Origin of the sequence: Streptomyces sp. NPDC015171 (genome assembly GCF_043079545.1) — a bacterium.
Classification (GTDB): Bacteria; Actinomycetota; Actinomycetes; order Streptomycetales; family Streptomycetaceae; genus Streptomyces.
Window position 1 is genome coordinate 221,605 of record NZ_JBIBUO010000005.1, and the last position, 17,381, is coordinate 238,985.

The following is a 17,381-nucleotide window of genomic DNA, read 5'->3' on the forward strand; positions in this document are numbered from 1 at the left end:
CGATCGATGACCGTGCAAGGTTCGGAGAACTCTTCCCGTCGCGGCCGTCGCTCCTCCACCATGGGCGGCATGCCCCTCAACGACATGCCGTGGTGGCGCTGGCGCAGCAATGTGCGCTCGGCGCTGCACATGCTTTCCGACCCCGGGTTCCAGCGGGACGTCTGGCTGGCCGGGACGGACGGCTACGGCGACGTCACGGACGCCGTGTACCGGCTGGTCGAGGACACCTGGCTGGACAACTGGTCGGCCGAGAAGTACGTCGGGACGATATTCCGGGACTCGCAGGAGGCGGCGCTCGTCGACACCGCCGTCCTGCGGGTGCTGCGGATCATGCACCAGGTCGGCCCGGACGCACCGGTCTCCGCCTACCTGGACCACCCCGGCTGGCCGGACGCGCTGCGGGCGGCCCGCGACGCGCACGTACGGATGTCGGCGAGCGACGGGGACGACCCCGACACACCGCCGAAGAGCCTGGACGTGCTGCGCATCATGACGAGGTCCGCGTAGCGGACGTCGGCCCGCACCGGGTGGCCGGTATGGGACCCTGTGGTGCATGACTGAGCAGTCCGCCTCTTCCGCCGCCGCACCGGCCGATCAGTACGTCCTCACGCTCTCCTGCCCGGACAAAAAGGGCATCGTGCACGCCGTGTCCAGCTACCTGTTCATGACCGGCTGCAACATCGAGGACAGCCAGCAGTTCGGCGACCACGACACGGGACTGTTCTTCATGCGCGTCCACTTCTCGGCCGAGGCGCCGGTGACGGTGGACAAGCTGCGGGCGAGCTTCGCCGCGATCGGCGACTCGTTCCGCATGGACTGGCAGATCCACGAGGCCGCGCAGAAGATGCGGATCCTGCTGATGGTCAGCAAGTTCGGGCACTGCCTGAACGACCTGCTGTTCCGGGCGCGGATCGGCGCGCTGCCGGTGGAGATCGCCGGCGTGGTGTCGAACCACACCGAGTTCGAGGAGCTGGTGGGCTCCTACAACGTTCCCTTCCACCACATTCCGGTGACGAAGGACACCAAGGCCGACGCCGAGGCGCAGCTGCTGGAGCTGGTGCGCGAGGAGCGGGTCGAGCTGGTCGTCCTCGCCCGTTACATGCAGGTCCTCTCGGACGACCTGTGCAAGCGGCTCAGCGGCCGGATCATCAACATCCACCACTCGTTCCTGCCGAGCTTCAAGGGCGCGAAGCCGTACCACCAGGCGCATGCGCGGGGCGTGAAGCTGATCGGGGCGACGGCGCACTACGTCACCGCCGACCTCGACGAGGGGCCGATCATCGAGCAGGAGGTCGAGCGGGTCGGGCACGGCGTCACGCCGGACCAGCTGGTGGCCCTCGGCCGGGACGTGGAGTGCCAGGCGCTGGCGCGGGCGGTCAAGTGGCACGCCGAGCGCAGGATCCTGCTCAACGGCCGGCGGACGGTCGTCTTCGCCTGAGCTTCGCCTGAGCGGCCGGCGGCGTCCGGGCCTCACATCCGGCTCAGGCCCGCCGTCGCGAACAGGACGTCCCTGATGGCCTGGCGGTCGCCGAGCTGGCCCGCCGCGGCGTCCTCCGGCGACACATGACCGGCGGCCAGCCTGCAGAACTCCACGCCGTCCAGGGCCACATGGGCCACCTCGAAGTCCGCCGAACCCGCCGCCGCCGGCGAGTCCAGGGGGATCAGCCACTCGCCGCCGGCCGCGCCCTCGATCTCCAGGCGCAGGCTGCGGCCCGGCGCACCGGCCGGGACCAGGTGCGGAGTGCGGTGGCCCGGCTCGGACAGGCCCGTGCGGCGGCGCTCGGCGAGTGCCACCGGCAGCATCCGGGCGGCGAGGTCGATCATCCGGTGCAGATGGCGTGGCGCCGGGGGCGCGTACGGGTAGTCGACCGCCTCCGCGATGTCCTCGGCGTGCACCCAGCACTCGAAGGCGCGGTCCAGCATCGCGTCGTGCAGCGGCAGCGCGAAGTCGCCGTACGACACCGCGAGACCGCCCGCCCGGCCGCCGGTGAACGACACCGTCCGCACCAGGCTGTGGCTCTGCTCCCGCCACGGCCCGCGCACCGTCCGCGTCGGCGGGAAGTGCGCGGCCTTCCAGAACGCCTCCGTGCGGTCACCCGGGCCGCCGGCGCCCCGCTCCGCCGCGCCGGCGACCCCGGCGAGCGGGTCGTCGAGGCCGAGCGCGGCGGCGATCAGGCCGTCCACCGACAGCAGGTGCGCGATCACCCCGGCGACGGTCGTACGACGGCTTGTCGGGGTGTCGGCGTCGAACCACCGCAGCCGTACCGGCGCATGCCACTCCGCGTCCCCGAAATCCTGCAGCAGCGCGTCGAGCCGCGCGGTCTCGGCGTCGTACGGCGCCGCCCAGTCGGGCACCGGGATGCGCGGCGGCCGGCGGTTCAGGCAGCCCTCCAGGACGCGGGTGCGCAGCCCGGGGCTGAGGTCCAGGCTCTCCGGCTGGTGCAGCAGCTCGACCGCCTCGCGCAGCCGGCGTGCCTCGTCCGCGCAGCCGCCGCAGTCGCCCAGGTGCTCCTCGACGGCCGCCGTCTCCGCCGCCGAGCAGGCGGCCAGCGCCCAGGCGCCGAGCAGCGACTTCAGGACATCGTGCGACAGGTCGAGCGGCACGGGTGCGAGGTCTCTCGGGTCGGCCGGGGCGGGCAGCGGGAGCCCGCTGTCCTCCACGGAGGCGCGGGGCGTGGGTATGCGCGGGACCGGGGCCGGTCCGGGCCCGCCGGCACCGCCCGGGGCGTCCCCCGAACCCCCGCCGTGCTCGTCGCGGCCGTCGGCCGCCCCGGACCTGTCCGCCCCGCTCACACCGCACCCCGGTATCCCGGCGGTGCGCCGGCGTCGTGGGCGGTGGAGAGGAGCTGGAGGCCGAGGCGGAGCCGGCGGCGGGCCTCGTCCTCGGTGACGCCGAGGTCGGCCGCCGTCTGGCGGTAGTCGCGGCGCTGGAAGTAGGCCAGGTCCAGGGCCGCGCGCAGCGGGGCGGGCATGGAGTGGACGATGTAGTCGGCGCGGGCGGCGACCGAGGCGCGGCGGACCGTGCTCTCCAGTTCCTCGCCCCGCGGCCGCTCCAGCTCCTCGCGGTCCCGCAGCCGCTGCACGGCGACCCGGTGGGTGACCGCGGCGATCCAGGAGCGCAGGGGTCCCTGCCTGGGGTCGTAGGTCTCGGGGTGCTCCCAGACGTGGGCGAAGACCTCGCGGGTGACGGCGTCGGCGGACTGCTCCTCGCCGAGGACGCGGTGGGCGAGGCTGTGCACGAGGGAGGCGAACCGGTCGTACAGCTCGCCGAGGGCGGCGGCCTCGCCGCGGGCGAGCCGCTGCTGCATCTTGCGGTCCCAGCGGGGCGGTGCGTCCTTTCTGGCCATGCGCTCTCCTCCCCTCACCGAGTACGGCCGGTCCAGCCTGTCTTTCCTGCCTACTCGAATGTAGTCGGCACGTCCGACAGCGCACGCCCCTTTGTGTCAATGTGCGCCCCTGGGAACGCCGCAGGTGATAGTGCCCCCTTCACATAACCTCCACACGAGGCGGGTACATCTCTGATCGAACAGGATTGATAGTGACCGAAACAAGTCCCTTGTTGATCACGTGTCGTTTGCCGGGGCACGTTTCAGGGAACGGCCGCTGGGCAGCCGCGCGGAAAGAAGCGTAGGAACTGCTTCCGGATTCCGGGCGGTTCCGGGAGATCCGGCGAGCGGAGGGGCAGGGTCGTGGCATTCAACGTGACCGGCGTCGAACAGGGCGAGTGGGCCGTGCTCCGGGTTGCCGGGGAACTGGACCTGATGACCTCGCCGGTGCTGCGCCAGCGGGTGCACGACGTCGTCGCCGAGGGGCACCACAGCCTTGTCGTGGACCTCTCCGAGGTGTTCTTCTGCGATTCCAGCGGGGTCGGCGTGCTCATCGCCGCCCGCCGGCTGATCCGCTCCTGCCAGGGCCGGCTGCGGCTGATCCTGCCGGACCGGGGCGCCGACGACGGCTCGCACGTCAACCGCGTCCTCGGCGCGCTCGGCGTGCGCCGCCTCTTCGACGTCCGCCCCGACCTGGAGTCCGCGACGGAGGACGAGGCCGGCCCGCTCTCCGCCTGAGCGGCCCGCCCGGCCCGGCGCCGGGACCCGGCCACACTGTTGTCCCGGAATTCCCCCGGTCTTGGCACAACCGTCGGTTTTTCACCGCCCGGCGCCCGTCCGCGTCGTACGCTCCCTGCCAGGTCGGCCCCGCGGACGGGCGCGACCCTCATGTACGACGCTCACGTAAGGCGGCCCTTACAGACATGGTCAGCACCGAGTACGAACGCAGGATCGCCGCCCGGTTCGCCTCCTTCGACCAGGACGGCAACGGCTGGATCGACCGCGGGGACTTCAACGCGGCGGCCAAGGCGCTGCTCGCCGAGTTCGCCGTACCCGCCCGCTCCGCCAGGGGGCAGGCGCTGTACGCCGGAGCCGAGGCGTTCTGGCAGGGCATGGCCGGCATCGCCGACCGGGACGGCGACCAGCGCATCACCCGCGAGGAGTTCGTCACCGGCGCGGTCAAGCGGCTGCGGGACAACCCGGACCGCTTCGCGGAGATCGCCCGCCCCTTCCTGCACGCGGCCCTCGCGGTGGCCGACGCGGACGGGGACGGCCTGATCGGCGCCGACGACACCGTGCGCGTGCTGCGGGTGTTCCACGTGCCGCAGGAGACGGCCCGGCAGGTCGCCGCCGCCCTCGGCGCGGACGGCGAGGGCGGCGTCGGCGAACAGCGGATCGTGCCGGCGTTCGCGCGCTACTTCACGGTCCCCGAGTAGCGCTCCCGCAGCTTGTACTTCAGCACCTTCCGCAGCGTCTCGTTGCGCGGCAGGGCGTCCACCACCTCCAGCCGCTCCGGCAGCTTGTGCACGGACAGCCCGCGCGCGCGGAGGAAGGACACGACCTCCGGCAGGGTCAGTTCCGCCGATTCCGGGGGCTGTTCGACCACCGCGCAGACCAGTTCGCCGCGCTCGGGGTCGGGGAGGCCGACCACCGCCGCGTCCGCGACCGCCGGATGCGCGGCCAGCAGGTCCTCGATCTCCTTGGCGGAGATGTTCTCCCCCTTGCGGATGATCACGTCCTTGAGGCGGCCGGTGAGGACCAGATGCCCGGAGTCCGTCAGCCGCCCGAGGTCGCCGGTGCGCAGGAAGCCCTCGGCGTCGAAGGCGGCGGCCGTGTGGGCGGGGTCCAGATAGCCCTGGCAGACGGCCTCGCCGCGCAGGCGTATCTCGCCGTCCACGATCCGGACCGCCATGCCGGCCGGCGGGCGGCCCTCGGTCGTGGCCAGGTTCTCCGGGGTGTCCCGCGGGTCCCCCATGGTGATCATCGGGACCTCGGTCATGCCGTAGCCGTGGGTGAGCTGGACGCCCATCTCGCGGACCACGGCGTCGTACAGCGCGGGCGGCTTGGGGGCGCCGCCGCCCGCGAGGAGGCGCAGGGCGGGCAGCAGCCGCTCGCCCGGCCGCTTGCGCTGCTCGGCCAGGAACATGGAGTAGAAGGCCGTGGAGCCGCCGGCCACCGTCACCCCGTGCCGCCGGTACTCCGCCAGCGCGTCCGGCAGGGCGAAGTGCTCGAACATCACCGCCGGGAAGCCGTAGAGGAGGAGCATCACCGTGTAGTCGGGACCGGCTATGTGGGCGTACGGGAAGGCCATCGAGCCCACGTCGGCCGCCGACAGCCGCAGCGCGTGCGCCAGGCAGGAGCCGCCCGCGATCAGGGAGCGGTCCGTGTGCAGCACGCCCTTGGGGTCCGAGGTGGTGCCCGAGGTCCAGTAGATCCAGCGCACCGAGGTGCCCTCGGCGGGCGGCGGGGGCAGTACGGACGGGTCGCCGTCGGGGAGCGTGCCGTACGCCTCGAAGACGCCCCTGGCGCCGAGGCGGCGGGCCATCTCCGTGTGGTCGTGGCCGCGCCAGCGGCCCGGTACGGCGAAGAACTCCGCCCCGGACTCCCGTAGCGCGAAGCCGACCTCGCGGTCCCGGTAGAAGGGGATGACGGGGGACTGCACGGCGCCGAGGCGGGCCAGCGCGAAGGAGAGCAGGGCCGTCTCGATGCGGGTGGGCAGCTGCCAGGCGACCACCGTGCCGGGGCGCACGCCCATGCCGTACAGGCCGGCCGCCACGCGTGCGGCGCGCGTGCGCAGCCCGCCGAAGGTCAGCCGGCTCTCGCCCTGGAGGAGGACGGGCCGGTCCGGGGTGAGGTCGGCCCTGCGGACGACCAGCTCCCACAGGGTGCGGGCGGAACTCAGAGTGTGCGGGGTCTCGTTCACGGGTCCCCCCTGCTTGGCTGACGACTCGTCAGGTAACATGCTATCTGACGGACCATCAGATAAGCACCGTCCGGCGGAGGGGACCATGGCGACCGAACTGCCCCGCATCATCAGCGTCGACGACCACGTGATCGAGCCCGCCCACCTCTTCGAGACCTGGCTGCCCGCCAAGTACCGGGACCGCGGCCCCAAGCCGCTGACCGCCGGGATCGGGGAACTGGCCTACGTCGCGGGGAAGTACCGGATCACCATGGATCCCCAGGGCCAGCCGACCGACTGGTGGATCTACGAGGACCTGAAGTTCCCCTACAAACGCAACATCGCCGCCGTCGGCTTCGACCGGGACGAGATGACCCTGGAGGGCATCACCCGGGAGCAGATGCGGCGCGGCTGCTGGGACCCGAAGGCGCGTCTTGAGGACATGGACCTCAACCACGTCGAGGCCAGCCTCTGCTTCCCGACCTTCCCGCGCTTCTGCGGGCAGACCTTCGCCGAGGCCCACGACAAGGAGGTCGCCCTCGCCTGCGTGCGCGCCTACAACGACTGGATGGTGGAGGAGTGGTGCGGGGACAGCGGCGGCCGGCTGATCCCGCTGTGCCTGATCCCGCTGTGGGACGTGGAGCTCGCCGTGGCGGAGATCCGGCGCAACGCCGCCCGCGGGGTGCGCGCGGTGACCTTCTCCGAGATCCCCACCTACCTCGGGCTCCCCTCCATCCACTCCGGCTACTGGGACCCCTTCTTCGCCGTCTGCCAGGAGACCGGCACGGTCGTCAACATGCACATCGGCAGCAGTTCCCAGATGCCCGCCGCCTCCCCGGACGCACCGCCCGCCGTCCAGGCCTCGCTCAGCTTCAACAACGCGATGGCCTCGATGATGGACTACCTCTTCAGCGGCGTCCTGGTGCGCTTCCCCCGCCTCAAGCTCGCCTACTCCGAGGGCCAGATGGGCTGGATCCCGTACGCCCTGGAGCGCGCCGACGACGTCTGGGAGGAGCACCGCGCCTGGGGCGGGGTGCGGGACCTGATCCCGCAGCCGCCGTCGACGTACTACTACCGGCAGATGTTCTGCTGCTTCTTCCGCGACAAGCACGGGGTCGCCTCGCTGGACGCCGTCGGCCGCGACAACGCCACCTTCGAGACCGACTACCCGCACGTCGACTCGACCTTCCCGCACACCAAGGAGGTCGCCCTCGACCATGTGCGCGGCCTCGACGACGAGACCGTGTACAAGCTGATGCGGGGCAACGCCATCCGCATGCTCGGCCTGGACCTCGATCACTGATGGACCTCTCGTACTCGCCCGAGGAGGAGGAGTTCCGGGCCCGGCTGCGCGAGTGGCTCGCCAAGGCGCTGCCCGCACTGCCCGCCAAGCCCCCGCCGGACGACTGGCCGGCCCGCCGCGCCTACGACCTCGGCTGGCAGCGGACGCTCTACGACGCCGGGTACGCCGACGTCCACTGGGACGCCTCGCCGACCCTGCGGCTGATCTTCCTGGAGGAGACCGAGAAGGCGGGCGCCCCCTATGTGGGCGCCAACTTCGTCGGCCTGCTGCACGCCGGGCCGACCATCGCCGCCGAGGGTAGCCCCGCACAGCGGGCGCGCTGGCTGCCGCCGATCCTGCGCGGGGACGAGGTGTGGTGCCAGGGGTTCAGCGAGCCGGACGCCGGCTCCGACCTCGCCTCGCTGCGCACGCGCGCGCGGCGGGACGGGGACGCGTACGTGGTGAGCGGGTCCAAGATCTGGACCTCGCACGCGGAGGTCGCCGACTGGTGCGAGCTGCTGGTCCGCACCGACCCCGCGGCGCCCCGGCACCGGGGCATCACCTGGCTCGCGCTGCCGATGGACGCCGAGGGCGTCACCGTACGGCCGCTGCGCACGCTGGCCGGGTCGGCGGAGTTCGCCGAGGTGTTCCTGGACGAGGTGCGGGTGCCGGTCGCCAACCGGGTGGGGGAGGAGAACGACGGCTGGCGCGTCACCCTGGTCACCCTCTCCTTCGAGCGCGGCACCGCCTTCGTCGGCGAGGTCGTCGCCTGCCGCCGCGTCCTCGGCCTGCTCGCGGGCACGGCGCGGGAGAACGGCCGCTGGGACGATCCGGCGCTGCGCCGGCGGCTCGGCAGGCTCGACGCGGAGTTCCGCGCACTGTGGCGGCTGACCCAGTGGAACGTGAGCGAGGCGGAGGCGGGCGGCGGGGTGCCGGGCGCCGGCGGCTCCGTCTTCAAACTCCGCTACTCGCACGCCCGGCAGGAGCTGTACGACGCCGCCGCCGAGGTGCTCGGTCCCGACGGCCTCGATCTGGGCCGGCCCTGGGTGCTCGACCGGCTGTCCTCGCTGTCGTACACCATCGCCGCCGGCACCTCGCAGATCCAGCGCTCCATCGTGGCCGAGCGGATCCTCGGCCTGCCCAGGGGGAGATGACCGTGCGCTTCCGACTCACCGATGACCAACGGGCGTTGCGCGGCGGCGTGCGGGAGCTGCTGGACCGGTGCTTCGGCCGGGACGCGCTGCGCGCTGCCGTCGACGCGCCGGGCCGCCTGGACCGGGCGCTGTGGCGGACCCTGGGGGCGGCGGGGTTCTTCGCGCTGCGGCTGCCCGAGGCGGACGGCGGGGTCGGCCTCGGCCTGCCGGAGGCCGTGCTGGCCTTCGAGGAGGCGGGACGGGCCCTGCTGCCAGGACCGCTGGTGGCCACGCATCTCGCGGCCGGCGCCGTGCCCGGCGCGGCCGCCGGGGAGACGGTCGTGGCGGCGGCCGACGGAGCGCTCGCGGAGTGGCTCGACGCGGCGGACGTCGTCCTCGGGGACGCCTCCGGCGCCCTGCCGCTGCGCTCGGTGGACCCGCTGACACCGCTGCACCGGGTGCCCGGCACCGGCGGCGGCGCCCCGGGCACCGCCGCCGCGCTCCTCACCGCCGCCGAACAACTGGGCACAGCCGGACGGGTGTGCGAGCTGGCCGTGCAACACGCCCGGACGCGCGAGCAGTTCGGGCGGCCCGTCGGCGCCTTCCAGGCCGTCCAGCACCTCTGCGCGGACCTGCTGGTGCGGGCCGAGACCGCCCGTGCCGCCGTGTACGCCGCGGCCGTCACGGCCGACCCGGCCGACATCGCCGCCGCGCGGCTGCTCGCCGACGAGGCCGCCGTGCGGGGCGCCCGGGACTGCCTCCAGGTGCACGGCGGCATGGGGTTCACCTGGGAAGCGGACGTGCACCTGCATCTGAAGCGGGCCTGGGTGCGGGCACAGCGCACCGGGGGGAGCACGCAGAGTGAGGAACTGCTCGCCGCGGCACTGGCGCCCTGACCCGCCGGCGGCGGCCTGGGCTGCGCCGCCCGGGAAGCTTTGGCCCACGATGTCGCGGATCGTGGCGCACCGGAATCACGGAGCGTCGATACCGGGTTGTGTCCTTCACGTGACTCGTCACGGCCTGGAGTCGGGTGCCCGCTCCGGTACCTTGTGTGGGATGCGAGTGGCTGCGCGTACGAGCCGGGCCGGCGGTCCCCCTGGGGCGGCGCCGGGCAGCGCGGTGCGCGCCGCTGTTCGCGGGGCGGTCGGGGCCTTCGGCCCGGGCTGTTCGACTCCCCGGCGGGTGCGTCGCACAGTATGCCGCACGCGTACTCCTTCACGCGGGAATATGCCCGAAGCGCTTGTTGGGGTGACTGTACGTCAACCATGCTGTCTCGCAAGGGAGTCACGGACCGTGACCCTTGCTCTGGCCGTTGTTCTGGCCATGCAGAAAATGGCTACGATCGTGGCCCTCGTCGAGATCGTCGCCGCGGCCGACGCCGTGGCGCGCGGACGGCGCGGGGCCATGTGTCCGCCGGTTCGGATGGTGTGAGCGGTGCAGGTGCTTCAAGTGCAGCTGGAGATCCGGCCCGACCCCGCGGAGGTGGGACGGGCCAGACGGTGGGCCCGCTCGCGGCTCGCCGGCTCGGGGATAGCGGCCGACGAGCCGCTGGCCGAGACCCTGATCCTGCTCGTCTCCGAGCTGGTGACCAACGCCGTCGTGCACACCGGCCGGCCGGCCGTGCTGCGGCTCTGCCTGCCGGGTCCGGCGGCCGAGAAGTGCGCGTCGGCCACGGTGCGGGTGGAGGTGTCCGACACCAGCTCCCGCGCGCCCGTGCCGCGCTGCGCCGGCCGGGACGCCACCGGCGGCCGGGGCCTTGCCCTGGTGGACTGCCTCGCCGACCGCTGGGGCTGGAGCCCTGAGGGCGCGGGCAAGAGCATCTGGTGCGAACTGGACCGCTGTGCACAGCCCCGGGAGAGCGCGGCGACGGCGTACGGGGGCGGACTGTCCGCGTACGAGGGTCGCGCCTTCGAAGCGGTGTAGCCGCCGTGAGCGCGGGTGCGCCGGGCAGTGCGCCCGTGCGCCGGTGCCGCGCGCACGGTGCCGCGACCCGCGCCCCGTACGGGCGTTGACGTCTCCAGGGCACCTGATCAGGCTGGTGGGCGACGATTCGCCGCGAGGGGACGGCGAGGGCCCGGGTCACGGCGGTCCTCGCCGTGTGTGGGTCGCATCGGCCGGCGGCGTGTGCGGGTGAGGGCGGGGGCGGGCGCGCGCCGCCGGCCGCGGTTCGGCCGCGGGTCTTCAGAGGATCGCCACCGGGGCCACCGGTGTTCCCGTCGCGCCGACGAACGGCTCGGGCATCGCCGACAGCAGGAACGCGTACCGTCCCGTTTCTCCACAGGCTGTGGACAACTCTTCGAGATTCCAGTTCTGGCCCTGGAGCATGCCCATCTCCACCAGGTGCAGGGCGTGCACCGGCAGCCACAGATTCTCTATCTCGGGCGGAAAGATCTCAAAAGTGAGCGTGTCGTTCGCGACCGCCGCCGTCCCGCGCGCGTGGAACCACTCCGGGCAGCGCACCGAGAGCCCCGGTGACGGGTACCCGTACCCGTGCCTGTCCCCCGCCAGCAGCACCCGCATCTGACCGGTGCGGACGAGCACGACGTCCCCGGAGCGGACCCGGACCCCGCCGAACTCCTCCGCCGCCGCCAGGTCTTCCGGCGTCACCGCGTGCCCGCCCGCCAGCCGGTCGACGCCCCGGGCGCGTGCCACGTCCAGCAGCACCCCGCGCGAGACGAGGTGCCGCACCTTGTCGATGCCGCTGAACCCGGCGCCGCCGTGCGCGGTGACGGAGTGCGCCGGGCGGCCGTTGTAGAGCCGCCCGGAGTGCGAGACGTGCGGCAGCGCGTCCCAGTGGGTGCCGGCCTGCAGCCCCATGGTCACCACGTCGTCGTTGCACGCCACCGTGCCCGGGCCGAACAGCTCCTGGTTGAGCTGGACCATCGCGTGCAGCGGGTCGACCCGGCCCGGGATCATCCCCGTCTGCACGCCGTCCTGCCGGAGCGGGAGGGCGAGGGGGACGCGGCGGCCGGAGCGCACCTCGGCCGCCGCCTCGCGCACCACGGCGTCGGTGATCAGGTTCAGGGTGCCGATCTCGTCGTCCGCCCCCCAGCGGCCCCAGTTGTTCACGCGCTCGGCGATCTCGTGGAACTCCTTGGGCAGTGTCATCCGGTGCCTCCCCGGGGCTTGTGTCCGCGCGTCCGACGGGCCATAGAATCTAACGGACCGTCAGAAACCGCGGGAAGGGGCCGGGCGTGGGGAACTTCTTGGCAGGCAAGGCCGTCGCCGTGACGGGTGCCGGGCGCGGGATCGGGCGGGCGGTCGCGCTGGCCGCCGCGGCCGAGGGAGCGAAGGTCGTGGTCAACGACTACGGCGTGGCGATGGACGGCGCCTCGCCCACCAGCGAGGTCGCCGAGGCCGTCGTCAAGGAGATCGAGGCGGCGGGCGGCGAGGCCGTCGCGGTCGCCGACGACATCTCCACCATGGCGGGCGGACAGCGGGTCGTGGACACGGCGCTGGCGGCGTACGGCCGTATCGACGGTGTGGTGTGCGTGGCCGGCATCCTGCGCGAGCGGATGCTGTTCAACATGACCGAGGAGGAGTGGGACCCGGTCGTCGCCACCCATCTGAAGGGCACGTTCACCGTGTTCCGGGCCGCCGCCGCCGTCATGCGCAAGCAGCGCTCGGGCACCCTCGTCGGGTTCACCAGCGGCAACCACCAGGGCTCCGTCTCCCAGGCCAACTACAGCGCGGCGAAGGGCGGGATCATCTCGCTCGTGCGCAGCGCCGCGCTCGGCCTGCACAAGTACGGGGTGACCGCGAACGCGGTGGCGCCGGTGGCCCGTACCCGGATGTCGGCGAACGTGCCGACGGCGCTGGCCGAGATCGGCGAGCCGGAGGACGTGGCCGCGCTGGTGGTGTACCTGCTGTCCGAGCGGGCCGCAGCGCAGGGCGTCACCGGGCAGGTGTACACGGTCGCCGGACCGAAGATCGCGGTGTGGGCGCAGCCCCGGGAACTGCGGGCCGCGTACGCCCCCGGCGGCTGGACGCCGGAGACGATCGCCGAGTCGCTGCCGGGGTCGGTCGGGGTGGATCCGATGCCGATGCTCGACCGGCTGGCGGCGATGGAGGAGGCGGCACGGGATGGGTCCCGGCCGAACGCCTGAGAGCGCGTCCGACGCGCCCCGGCACCGAGAGGAGACCGGTGTGGACTTCGGATTCACCCCCGAGGACGAGGCGTTCCGGGCCGACGCCCGGTCCTGGCTCGCCGGGCACGTCGGCACGGTCACCGGCCGGCGCGCCTGGGAACGCACGCTGGGCGCCGCCGGCTGGATCGGCCTCGGCTGGCCGGAGCCGGGGTACGGGAACCGGACCGCGACCCTCACCCAGCAGGTCGTCTGGGCCGAGGAGTACGTGCGCTCGGGGGCGCCCCCGCGCTCCGGGCACATCGGCGAGAACCTGCTCGCCCCGACCCTCGCCGCCCACGGCGACGAGGAGCAGAAGAGGCGCTTCCTGCCGCCCGTCGCGGCCGGGGAGGAGCTGTGGTGCCAGGGGTACAGCGAACCGGACGCCGGGTCCGACCTGGCCGGTGTCCGCACGTCAGCGGTGCGCGACGGCGCGCACTACCGGATCAGCGGGCAGAAGATCTGGACCTCGCTCGCGCACGAGGCGGACTGGTGTTTCGTGCTGGCCAGGACCGACCCCGAGGCCCGGCGCCACCACGGCCTCAGCTTCCTGCTCGTGCCGATGGACCAGCCCGGCCGGATCGAGGTGCGGCCCATCCGCCAGCTGACCGGTACGAGCGACTTCAACGAGGTCTTCTTCGACGGGGCACGCGCGCGCGTGGAGCACGTCGTCGGGGGAGCGGGGAACGGCTGGCGGGTGGCCATGGGCCTGCTGGGGTTCGAGCGCGGGGTCTCGACGCTGGCCCAGCAGATCGGGTTCGCCGCGGAACTGGCCGCGGTCGTCGACGCGGCCGTGGCGAACGGAGCCGTGCGGGACCCGGTGCTGCGCGCCCGGCTGGTACGGCAGTGGGCCGAGCTGCGCACCATGCGCTGGAACGCCCTGCGCACCCTCGGCGGAACGGGCGACGCGGGCACGCCCAGCGTGGCCAAGCTGCTGTGGGCGAACTGGCACCAGCGCCTGGGCGAGCTGGCCGTCCAGGTCAGGGGGGCTGAGGCGGCCGTGGGGCCGGTGGACTGGTCCGCGGCGGCGCCGTACGAGATCGACGCGGACCAGCACCTGTTCCTGTTCTCCCGGGCCGACACCGTCTACGGCGGCTCGGACCAGATCCAGCGCACGATCATCGCCGAGCGCGTGCTCGGCCTGCCGGGAGAGCCGAAGGGGGCCGTGTGATGCGTGGTGTGGTGTTCGACGGCGAGCGGGTCCGGGTCGTCGGCGACCTGGCGGTCCGGGAGCCGGGACCGGGCGAGGTGCTGGTCGCGATCGCGGCGGCCGGACTGTGCCACAGCGATCTGTCGGTGGTGGACGGCACCATCCCGTTCCCGGTGCCGGTGGTGCTGGGCCACGAGGGCGCCGGGGTGGTGGAGGCGGTCGGCGCGGGCGTCACCCATGTCGCCCCCGGCGACCACGTCGCCCTGTCCACGCTGGCCAACTGCGGGACGTGCGCGGAGTGCGACCGGGGCCGGCCGACGATGTGCCGGTCGGCGATCGGGCGGCCGGGGAAGCCGTTCACGCGGGGCGCCGACCCGGTGCACCAGTTCGCGGCCAACTCGGCCTTCGCGGAACGTACGGTCGTCAAGGCCGTGCAGGCGGTGCGGATCCCCCGGGACATCCCGCTGACCTCTGCCGCGCTGATCGGGTGCGGGGTGCTCACCGGGGTCGGCGCGGCCCTGAACCGGGCGCGGGTGGACCGCGGCGACAGCGTGGTCGTCATCGGCACGGGCGGGATCGGGCTGAACGTCCTCCAGGGGGCGCGGCTCGCCGGCGCGCTGGCCGTCGTGGCCGTGGACGCCAACCCCGCCAAGGAGGCGGTGGCCCGGCAGTTCGGCGCGACCGACTTCCTGACCTCGGCGAAGGGCGTCCGGGACATCCTGCCGACCGGCGCCGACCACGTCTTCGAGTGCGTCGGGCGGGTGGAGCTGATCCGCCAGGCCGTCGACCTGCTCGACCGGCACGGCCAGGCGATCCTGCTCGGCGTGCCCCCGGCCGCCGCCGAGGCGTCCTTCCTGGTCTCCTCCCTCTACCTGGACAAGTCCATCCTCGGCTGCCGCTACGGCTCGGCCCGCCCGCAGCGGGACATCGCCCTGTACGCCGAGCTGTACCGCCAGGGGCGCCTCCTGCTGGACGAGCTGGCGACGGCGGTCTACCCGGTGGAGGACTTCGAGAAGGCCCGCCAGGACGCGGAGTCGGGCCGGGTGGCACGGGCGGTGCTCACGTTCTGAGGCCGGCGGGGCGCTCGGCGGCGGCGCCGGAGCGGAAGGTGCGGCGGTAGGCGGTGGGGGTGACGCCGAGCGCGGTCTGCAGGTGCTGGCGCATCGACTGGGCCGTGCCGAAGCCCGACTCCCGGGCCACCTGGTCCATCGGCAGCGCGGTGCACTCCAGCAGGTGCCGGGCGCGCTCCACCCGCTGCTGGGTGAGCCACTGGCCGGGGCTGACGCCGGCCTCCTCGCGGAAGCGGCGGGTGAAGGTGCGCACCGACATCGCCTCCTGCGCGGCCATGTCCCGCAGCTGGATCGGCTCGTGCAGCCGGCCGAGCGCCCAGGCGCGGGCGGCGGTGGTGGTGGCCAGCTGCGGGTCGGGGACCGGACGCTCGATGTACTGGGCCTGGCCGCCGTCCCGGTGCGGCGGTACGACGGTGCGGCGGGCCACGTCGTTGGCCACCGCCGTGCCGAAGTCGCGGCGGACCATGTGCAGGCACAGGTCGATCCCGGCGGCCACCCCGGCCGAGGTCAGCACGTCCCCGTCGTCGATGAACAGCACGTCGGCGTCCACCTTGATCTTCGGGAAGAGCCGCTGGAAGCGGTCGGCGTCCAGCCAGTGCGTGGTCGCGGGGCGGCCGTCCAGCCGGCCGGCGGCGGCGAGGACGTAGGCGCCGGTGCAGATGGCGGCGAGCCGGGTGCCGGGGCGGATGCGGGCGAAGGCGGCGGCGAGTTCGACGGTGAGCCGGCCCTCCTCGTAGACCGGGCCCAGCTCGTACGAGGCCGGGACGATCACCGTGTCGGCCGTCGCCAGCGCCTCGGGGCCGTGGGCGACCTGGATGGCGAAGTCGGCGTCCGTCTCCACCGGTCCCGGGGGCCGCACCGAGCAGGTCACGACCTCGTACAGGGGCCGGCCGAGGGTGTCCCGGGGCCGGCCGAAGATCCGGTGCGGGATGCCCAGCTCGAAGGGGAGCAGACCGTCCAGGGCGAGGACGGCGATCCGGTGCGGCCGGTACTCCGCTGCGCTCGTCATGGCCCGATCCTACCGAACGCTGTCCTCCGGGCCACTCGATGTGCGTGCATCGACAGCCGAAGCTGGGTGACGTGACCCAGACAAGTCCAGCCGCAGTCCCCGTCCAGGCCCCGCCCGCCCGGCGCCGCCGTCGCGTGCACCGCGCCTGGTCCGTCGCCGCCGTCGCCTTCGTGACGATCACCGGCGCGGCGGCCTTCCGCTCCGTACCCGGCCTCTTCCTCGACCCGCTGCACCAGGAGTTCGGCTGGTCACGGGGCACGATCGGCGCGGCCGTCTCCGTCAATCTCGCGCTCTACGGGCTCACCGCGCCCTTCGCCGCCGCGCTGATGGACCGCTTCGGCATCCGTCGGGTGGTCGCCGCCGCGCTGACCGTGATCGCGCTCGGCTCCGGCCTGACCGTGTGGATGACGGCGGCCTGGCAGCTGCTGCTGTGCTGGGGCCTGCTGGTGGGCCTCGGCACCGGCGCCATGGCGCTGGCCTTCGCCGCGACGGTCACCAACCGCTGGTTCACCGAGCGGCGCGGCCTGGTCAGCGGCATCCTCACCGCGGCCTCCGCCTCCGGCCAGCTGGTCTTCCTGCCGCTGCTGTCCTGGATCGTCGAGGGCCACGGCTGGCGGCCCGCCGCGGTCACGGTCGCCCTGGCCGCGCTCGCCGTGGTCCCCTTCGTCTGGCTGCTGCTGCGCGACCACCCGGCCGACGTGGGCGTACGGCCGTACGGCGGCGAGGAGTTCGTCCCCAAGCCGCCGCCCGTCACCGGCGCCGCCCGCCGCACGCTCGCCGTGCTCGCCACCTCGGTGCGCACGGGCACCTTCTGGCTGCTCGCCGGCACCTTCGCGATCTGCGGCGCCTCCACCAACGGGCTGGTGCAGACCCACTTCGTGCCCGCCGAGCACGACCACGGCATGCCGGTGACGACGGCGGCCTCGCTGCTCGCGGTGATCGGGGTGTTCGACGTCGTCGGCACGATCGCCTCCGGCTGGTTCACCGACCGCTTCGAACCGCGCCGCCTGCTCGCGGTCTACTACGCCCTGCGCGGCCTCTCGCTGCTCTTCCTGCCGATGCTGCTGGGCCCCGCCGTCCACCCGCCGATGCTCTTCTTCATCGTCTTCTACGGCCTCGACTGGGTGGCCACCGTGCCGCCCACCCTGGCCCTGTGCCGGGAGCGGTTCGGCGAGGACAGCGCCATCGTCTTCGGCTGGGTGCTCGCCTCCCACCAGGTCGGCGCGGCCCTCGTCGCCTACCTCGGCGGAGTCGCCCGGGACGTCTTCGGCAGCTACGACCTCGTCTGGTACGCGGCCGGCGCGCTGTGCGCGGCGGCGGCCCTCATGTCCCTGGTCATCCGGCGCACCCTGCGGCCCGCCGGGATCCCCGCCGTGTCCTGAGCT

Annotated in this window: 18 protein-coding genes; 13 read left to right on the forward strand and 5 right to left on the reverse strand. The window is 73.5% G+C overall.

Features of this window, described 5'->3' with window-relative positions; genetic code table 11:
- Window positions 1-6 precede the first annotated feature (6 nt).
- Together ACF073_RS16235 and purU are read left to right on the forward strand one after the other, a co-directional pair.
- Complete coding sequence (locus tag ACF073_RS16235; protein WP_392070387.1) at window positions 7-507, forward strand: hypothetical protein; 501 nt, start codon at window positions 7-9, stop codon at window positions 505-507.
- 46 nt (window positions 508-553) lie between these two features.
- Window positions 554-1,438 carry a formyltetrahydrofolate deformylase gene (gene purU, locus ACF073_RS16240; RefSeq protein ID WP_392070389.1) on the forward strand — a complete coding sequence of 295 codons (885 nt, stop codon included), beginning with the start codon at window positions 554-556 and terminating at the stop codon, window positions 1,436-1,438.
- A 32-nt stretch (window positions 1,439-1,470) separates the two neighbouring features.
- On the opposite strand, the gene ACF073_RS16245 is transcribed toward purU, so the two are convergent.
- Together ACF073_RS16245 and ACF073_RS16250 are read right to left on the reverse strand one after the other, a co-directional pair.
- On the reverse strand, window positions 1,471-2,793 hold the full coding sequence (locus ACF073_RS16245; RefSeq protein ID WP_392070391.1) for a maleylpyruvate isomerase N-terminal domain-containing protein: 1,323 nt from the start codon (window positions 2,791-2,793) through the stop codon (window positions 1,471-1,473).
- Window positions 2,790-3,347, reverse strand: a complete 558-nt coding sequence (locus tag ACF073_RS16250; protein ID WP_392070393.1) for a sigma-70 family RNA polymerase sigma factor — start codon at window positions 3,345-3,347, stop codon at window positions 2,790-2,792. Before ACF073_RS16250 ends, ACF073_RS16245 begins: the two co-directional genes overlap by 4 nt.
- Before the next feature lie 342 nt (window positions 3,348-3,689).
- On the opposite strand from ACF073_RS16250, the gene ACF073_RS16255 reads away from it, so the two are divergent.
- Together ACF073_RS16255 and ACF073_RS16260 are read left to right on the forward strand one after the other, a co-directional pair.
- Entirely contained in the window at window positions 3,690-4,064 is a 375-nt protein-coding gene (locus ACF073_RS16255) for an STAS domain-containing protein (RefSeq protein WP_392070395.1), read from the forward strand.
- A gap of 185 nt (window positions 4,065-4,249) precedes the next feature.
- The gene (locus ACF073_RS16260) at window positions 4,250-4,762 is read left to right on the forward strand and encodes an EF-hand domain-containing protein (RefSeq protein ID WP_392070397.1); all 513 of its coding nucleotides are present in this window, start codon (window positions 4,250-4,252) and stop codon (window positions 4,760-4,762) included.
- Here ACF073_RS16260 and ACF073_RS16265 read toward each other — a convergent pair.
- Window positions 4,741-6,249, reverse strand: coding sequence for a class I adenylate-forming enzyme family protein (locus ACF073_RS16265; protein ID WP_392070399.1), 1,509 nt, complete (start codon window positions 6,247-6,249; stop codon window positions 4,741-4,743). The two genes, ACF073_RS16260 and ACF073_RS16265, sit on opposite strands and share 22 nt — an antisense overlap.
- Window positions 6,250-6,334: 85 nt before the next feature.
- Between ACF073_RS16265 and ACF073_RS16270 the strand changes: the two genes are divergently transcribed.
- The 5 genes from ACF073_RS16270 to ACF073_RS16290 all read left to right on the forward strand — a co-directional run bounded on the left by ACF073_RS16270 (window position 6,335) and on the right by ACF073_RS16290 (window position 10,566).
- A complete protein-coding gene (locus ACF073_RS16270; protein WP_392070400.1) occupies window positions 6,335-7,531 on the forward strand; it encodes an amidohydrolase family protein in 1,197 nt (398 codons plus the stop codon).
- Complete coding sequence (locus ACF073_RS16275; RefSeq protein ID WP_392070402.1) at window positions 7,531-8,664, forward strand: acyl-CoA dehydrogenase family protein; 1,134 nt, start codon at window positions 7,531-7,533, stop codon at window positions 8,662-8,664. The genes ACF073_RS16270 and ACF073_RS16275 overlap by 1 nt, the downstream gene beginning before the upstream one ends.
- Before the next feature lie 2 nt (window positions 8,665-8,666).
- Window positions 8,667-9,539 carry an acyl-CoA dehydrogenase family protein gene (locus ACF073_RS16280; RefSeq protein ID WP_392070404.1) on the forward strand — a complete coding sequence of 291 codons (873 nt, stop codon included), beginning with the start codon at window positions 8,667-8,669 and terminating at the stop codon, window positions 9,537-9,539.
- 397 nt (window positions 9,540-9,936) lie between these two features.
- Window positions 9,937-10,074, forward strand: coding sequence for a hypothetical protein (locus ACF073_RS16285; RefSeq protein ID WP_392070406.1), 138 nt, complete (start codon window positions 9,937-9,939; stop codon window positions 10,072-10,074).
- 18 nt (window positions 10,075-10,092) lie between these two features.
- Entirely contained in the window at window positions 10,093-10,566 is a 474-nt protein-coding gene (locus ACF073_RS16290) for an ATP-binding protein (protein ID WP_392070966.1), read from the forward strand.
- A 258-nt stretch (window positions 10,567-10,824) separates the two neighbouring features.
- On the opposite strand, the gene ACF073_RS16295 is transcribed toward ACF073_RS16290, so the two are convergent.
- Complete coding sequence (locus tag ACF073_RS16295; RefSeq protein ID WP_392070408.1) at window positions 10,825-11,751, reverse strand: cyclase family protein; 927 nt, start codon at window positions 11,749-11,751, stop codon at window positions 10,825-10,827.
- Window positions 11,752-11,837: 86 nt separating this feature from the next.
- Here ACF073_RS16295 and ACF073_RS16300 point away from each other — a divergent pair, with 86 nt between their 5' ends.
- Genes ACF073_RS16300 through ACF073_RS16310 form a run of 3 tightly spaced genes read left to right on the forward strand, consistent with a single transcriptional unit; the run spans window position 11,838 to window position 14,987 of the window.
- On the forward strand, window positions 11,838-12,749 hold the full coding sequence (locus ACF073_RS16300; RefSeq protein ID WP_392070409.1) for an SDR family NAD(P)-dependent oxidoreductase: 912 nt from the start codon (window positions 11,838-11,840) through the stop codon (window positions 12,747-12,749).
- Between the two features lie 40 nt (window positions 12,750-12,789).
- Window positions 12,790-13,938, forward strand: coding sequence for an acyl-CoA dehydrogenase family protein (locus ACF073_RS16305; protein ID WP_392070411.1), 1,149 nt, complete (start codon window positions 12,790-12,792; stop codon window positions 13,936-13,938).
- Complete coding sequence (locus tag ACF073_RS16310) at window positions 13,938-14,987, forward strand: Zn-dependent alcohol dehydrogenase (protein WP_392070412.1); 1,050 nt, start codon at window positions 13,938-13,940, stop codon at window positions 14,985-14,987. Before ACF073_RS16305 ends, ACF073_RS16310 begins: the two co-directional genes overlap by 1 nt.
- Here ACF073_RS16310 and ACF073_RS16315 read toward each other — a convergent pair.
- Window positions 14,977-15,996 carry a GlxA family transcriptional regulator gene (locus ACF073_RS16315; RefSeq protein ID WP_392070414.1) on the reverse strand — a complete coding sequence of 340 codons (1,020 nt, stop codon included), beginning with the start codon at window positions 15,994-15,996 and terminating at the stop codon, window positions 14,977-14,979. The genes ACF073_RS16310 and ACF073_RS16315 overlap by 11 nt on opposite strands.
- Before the next feature lie 71 nt (window positions 15,997-16,067).
- Here ACF073_RS16315 and ACF073_RS16320 point away from each other — a divergent pair, with 71 nt between their 5' ends.
- Entirely contained in the window at window positions 16,068-17,378 is a 1,311-nt protein-coding gene (locus tag ACF073_RS16320) for an MFS transporter (protein WP_392070416.1), read from the forward strand.
- Window positions 17,379-17,381 lie beyond the last annotated feature (3 nt).

Coding starts and splice junctions, on each gene's coding strand:
- ACF073_RS16235 (WP_392070387.1), top strand. CDS start 7: ATGACCGTGCAAGGTTCGGAGAACTCTTCCCGTCGCGGCCGTCGCTCC.
- purU (WP_392070389.1), top strand. CDS start 554: ATGACTGAGCAGTCCGCCTCTTCCGCCGCCGCACCGGCCGATCAGTAC.
- ACF073_RS16250 (WP_392070393.1), bottom strand. CDS start 3,347: ATGGCCAGAAAGGACGCACCGCCCCGCTGGGACCGCAAGATGCAGCAG.
- ACF073_RS16260 (WP_392070397.1), top strand. CDS start 4,250: ATGGTCAGCACCGAGTACGAACGCAGGATCGCCGCCCGGTTCGCCTCC.
- ACF073_RS16270 (WP_392070400.1), top strand. CDS start 6,335: ATGGCGACCGAACTGCCCCGCATCATCAGCGTCGACGACCACGTGATC.
- ACF073_RS16275 (WP_392070402.1), top strand. CDS start 7,531: ATGGACCTCTCGTACTCGCCCGAGGAGGAGGAGTTCCGGGCCCGGCTG.
- ACF073_RS16295 (WP_392070408.1), bottom strand. CDS start 11,751: ATGACACTGCCCAAGGAGTTCCACGAGATCGCCGAGCGCGTGAACAAC.
- ACF073_RS16310 (WP_392070412.1), top strand. CDS start 13,938: ATGCGTGGTGTGGTGTTCGACGGCGAGCGGGTCCGGGTCGTCGGCGAC.
- ACF073_RS16315 (WP_392070414.1), bottom strand. CDS start 15,996: ATGACGAGCGCAGCGGAGTACCGGCCGCACCGGATCGCCGTCCTCGCC.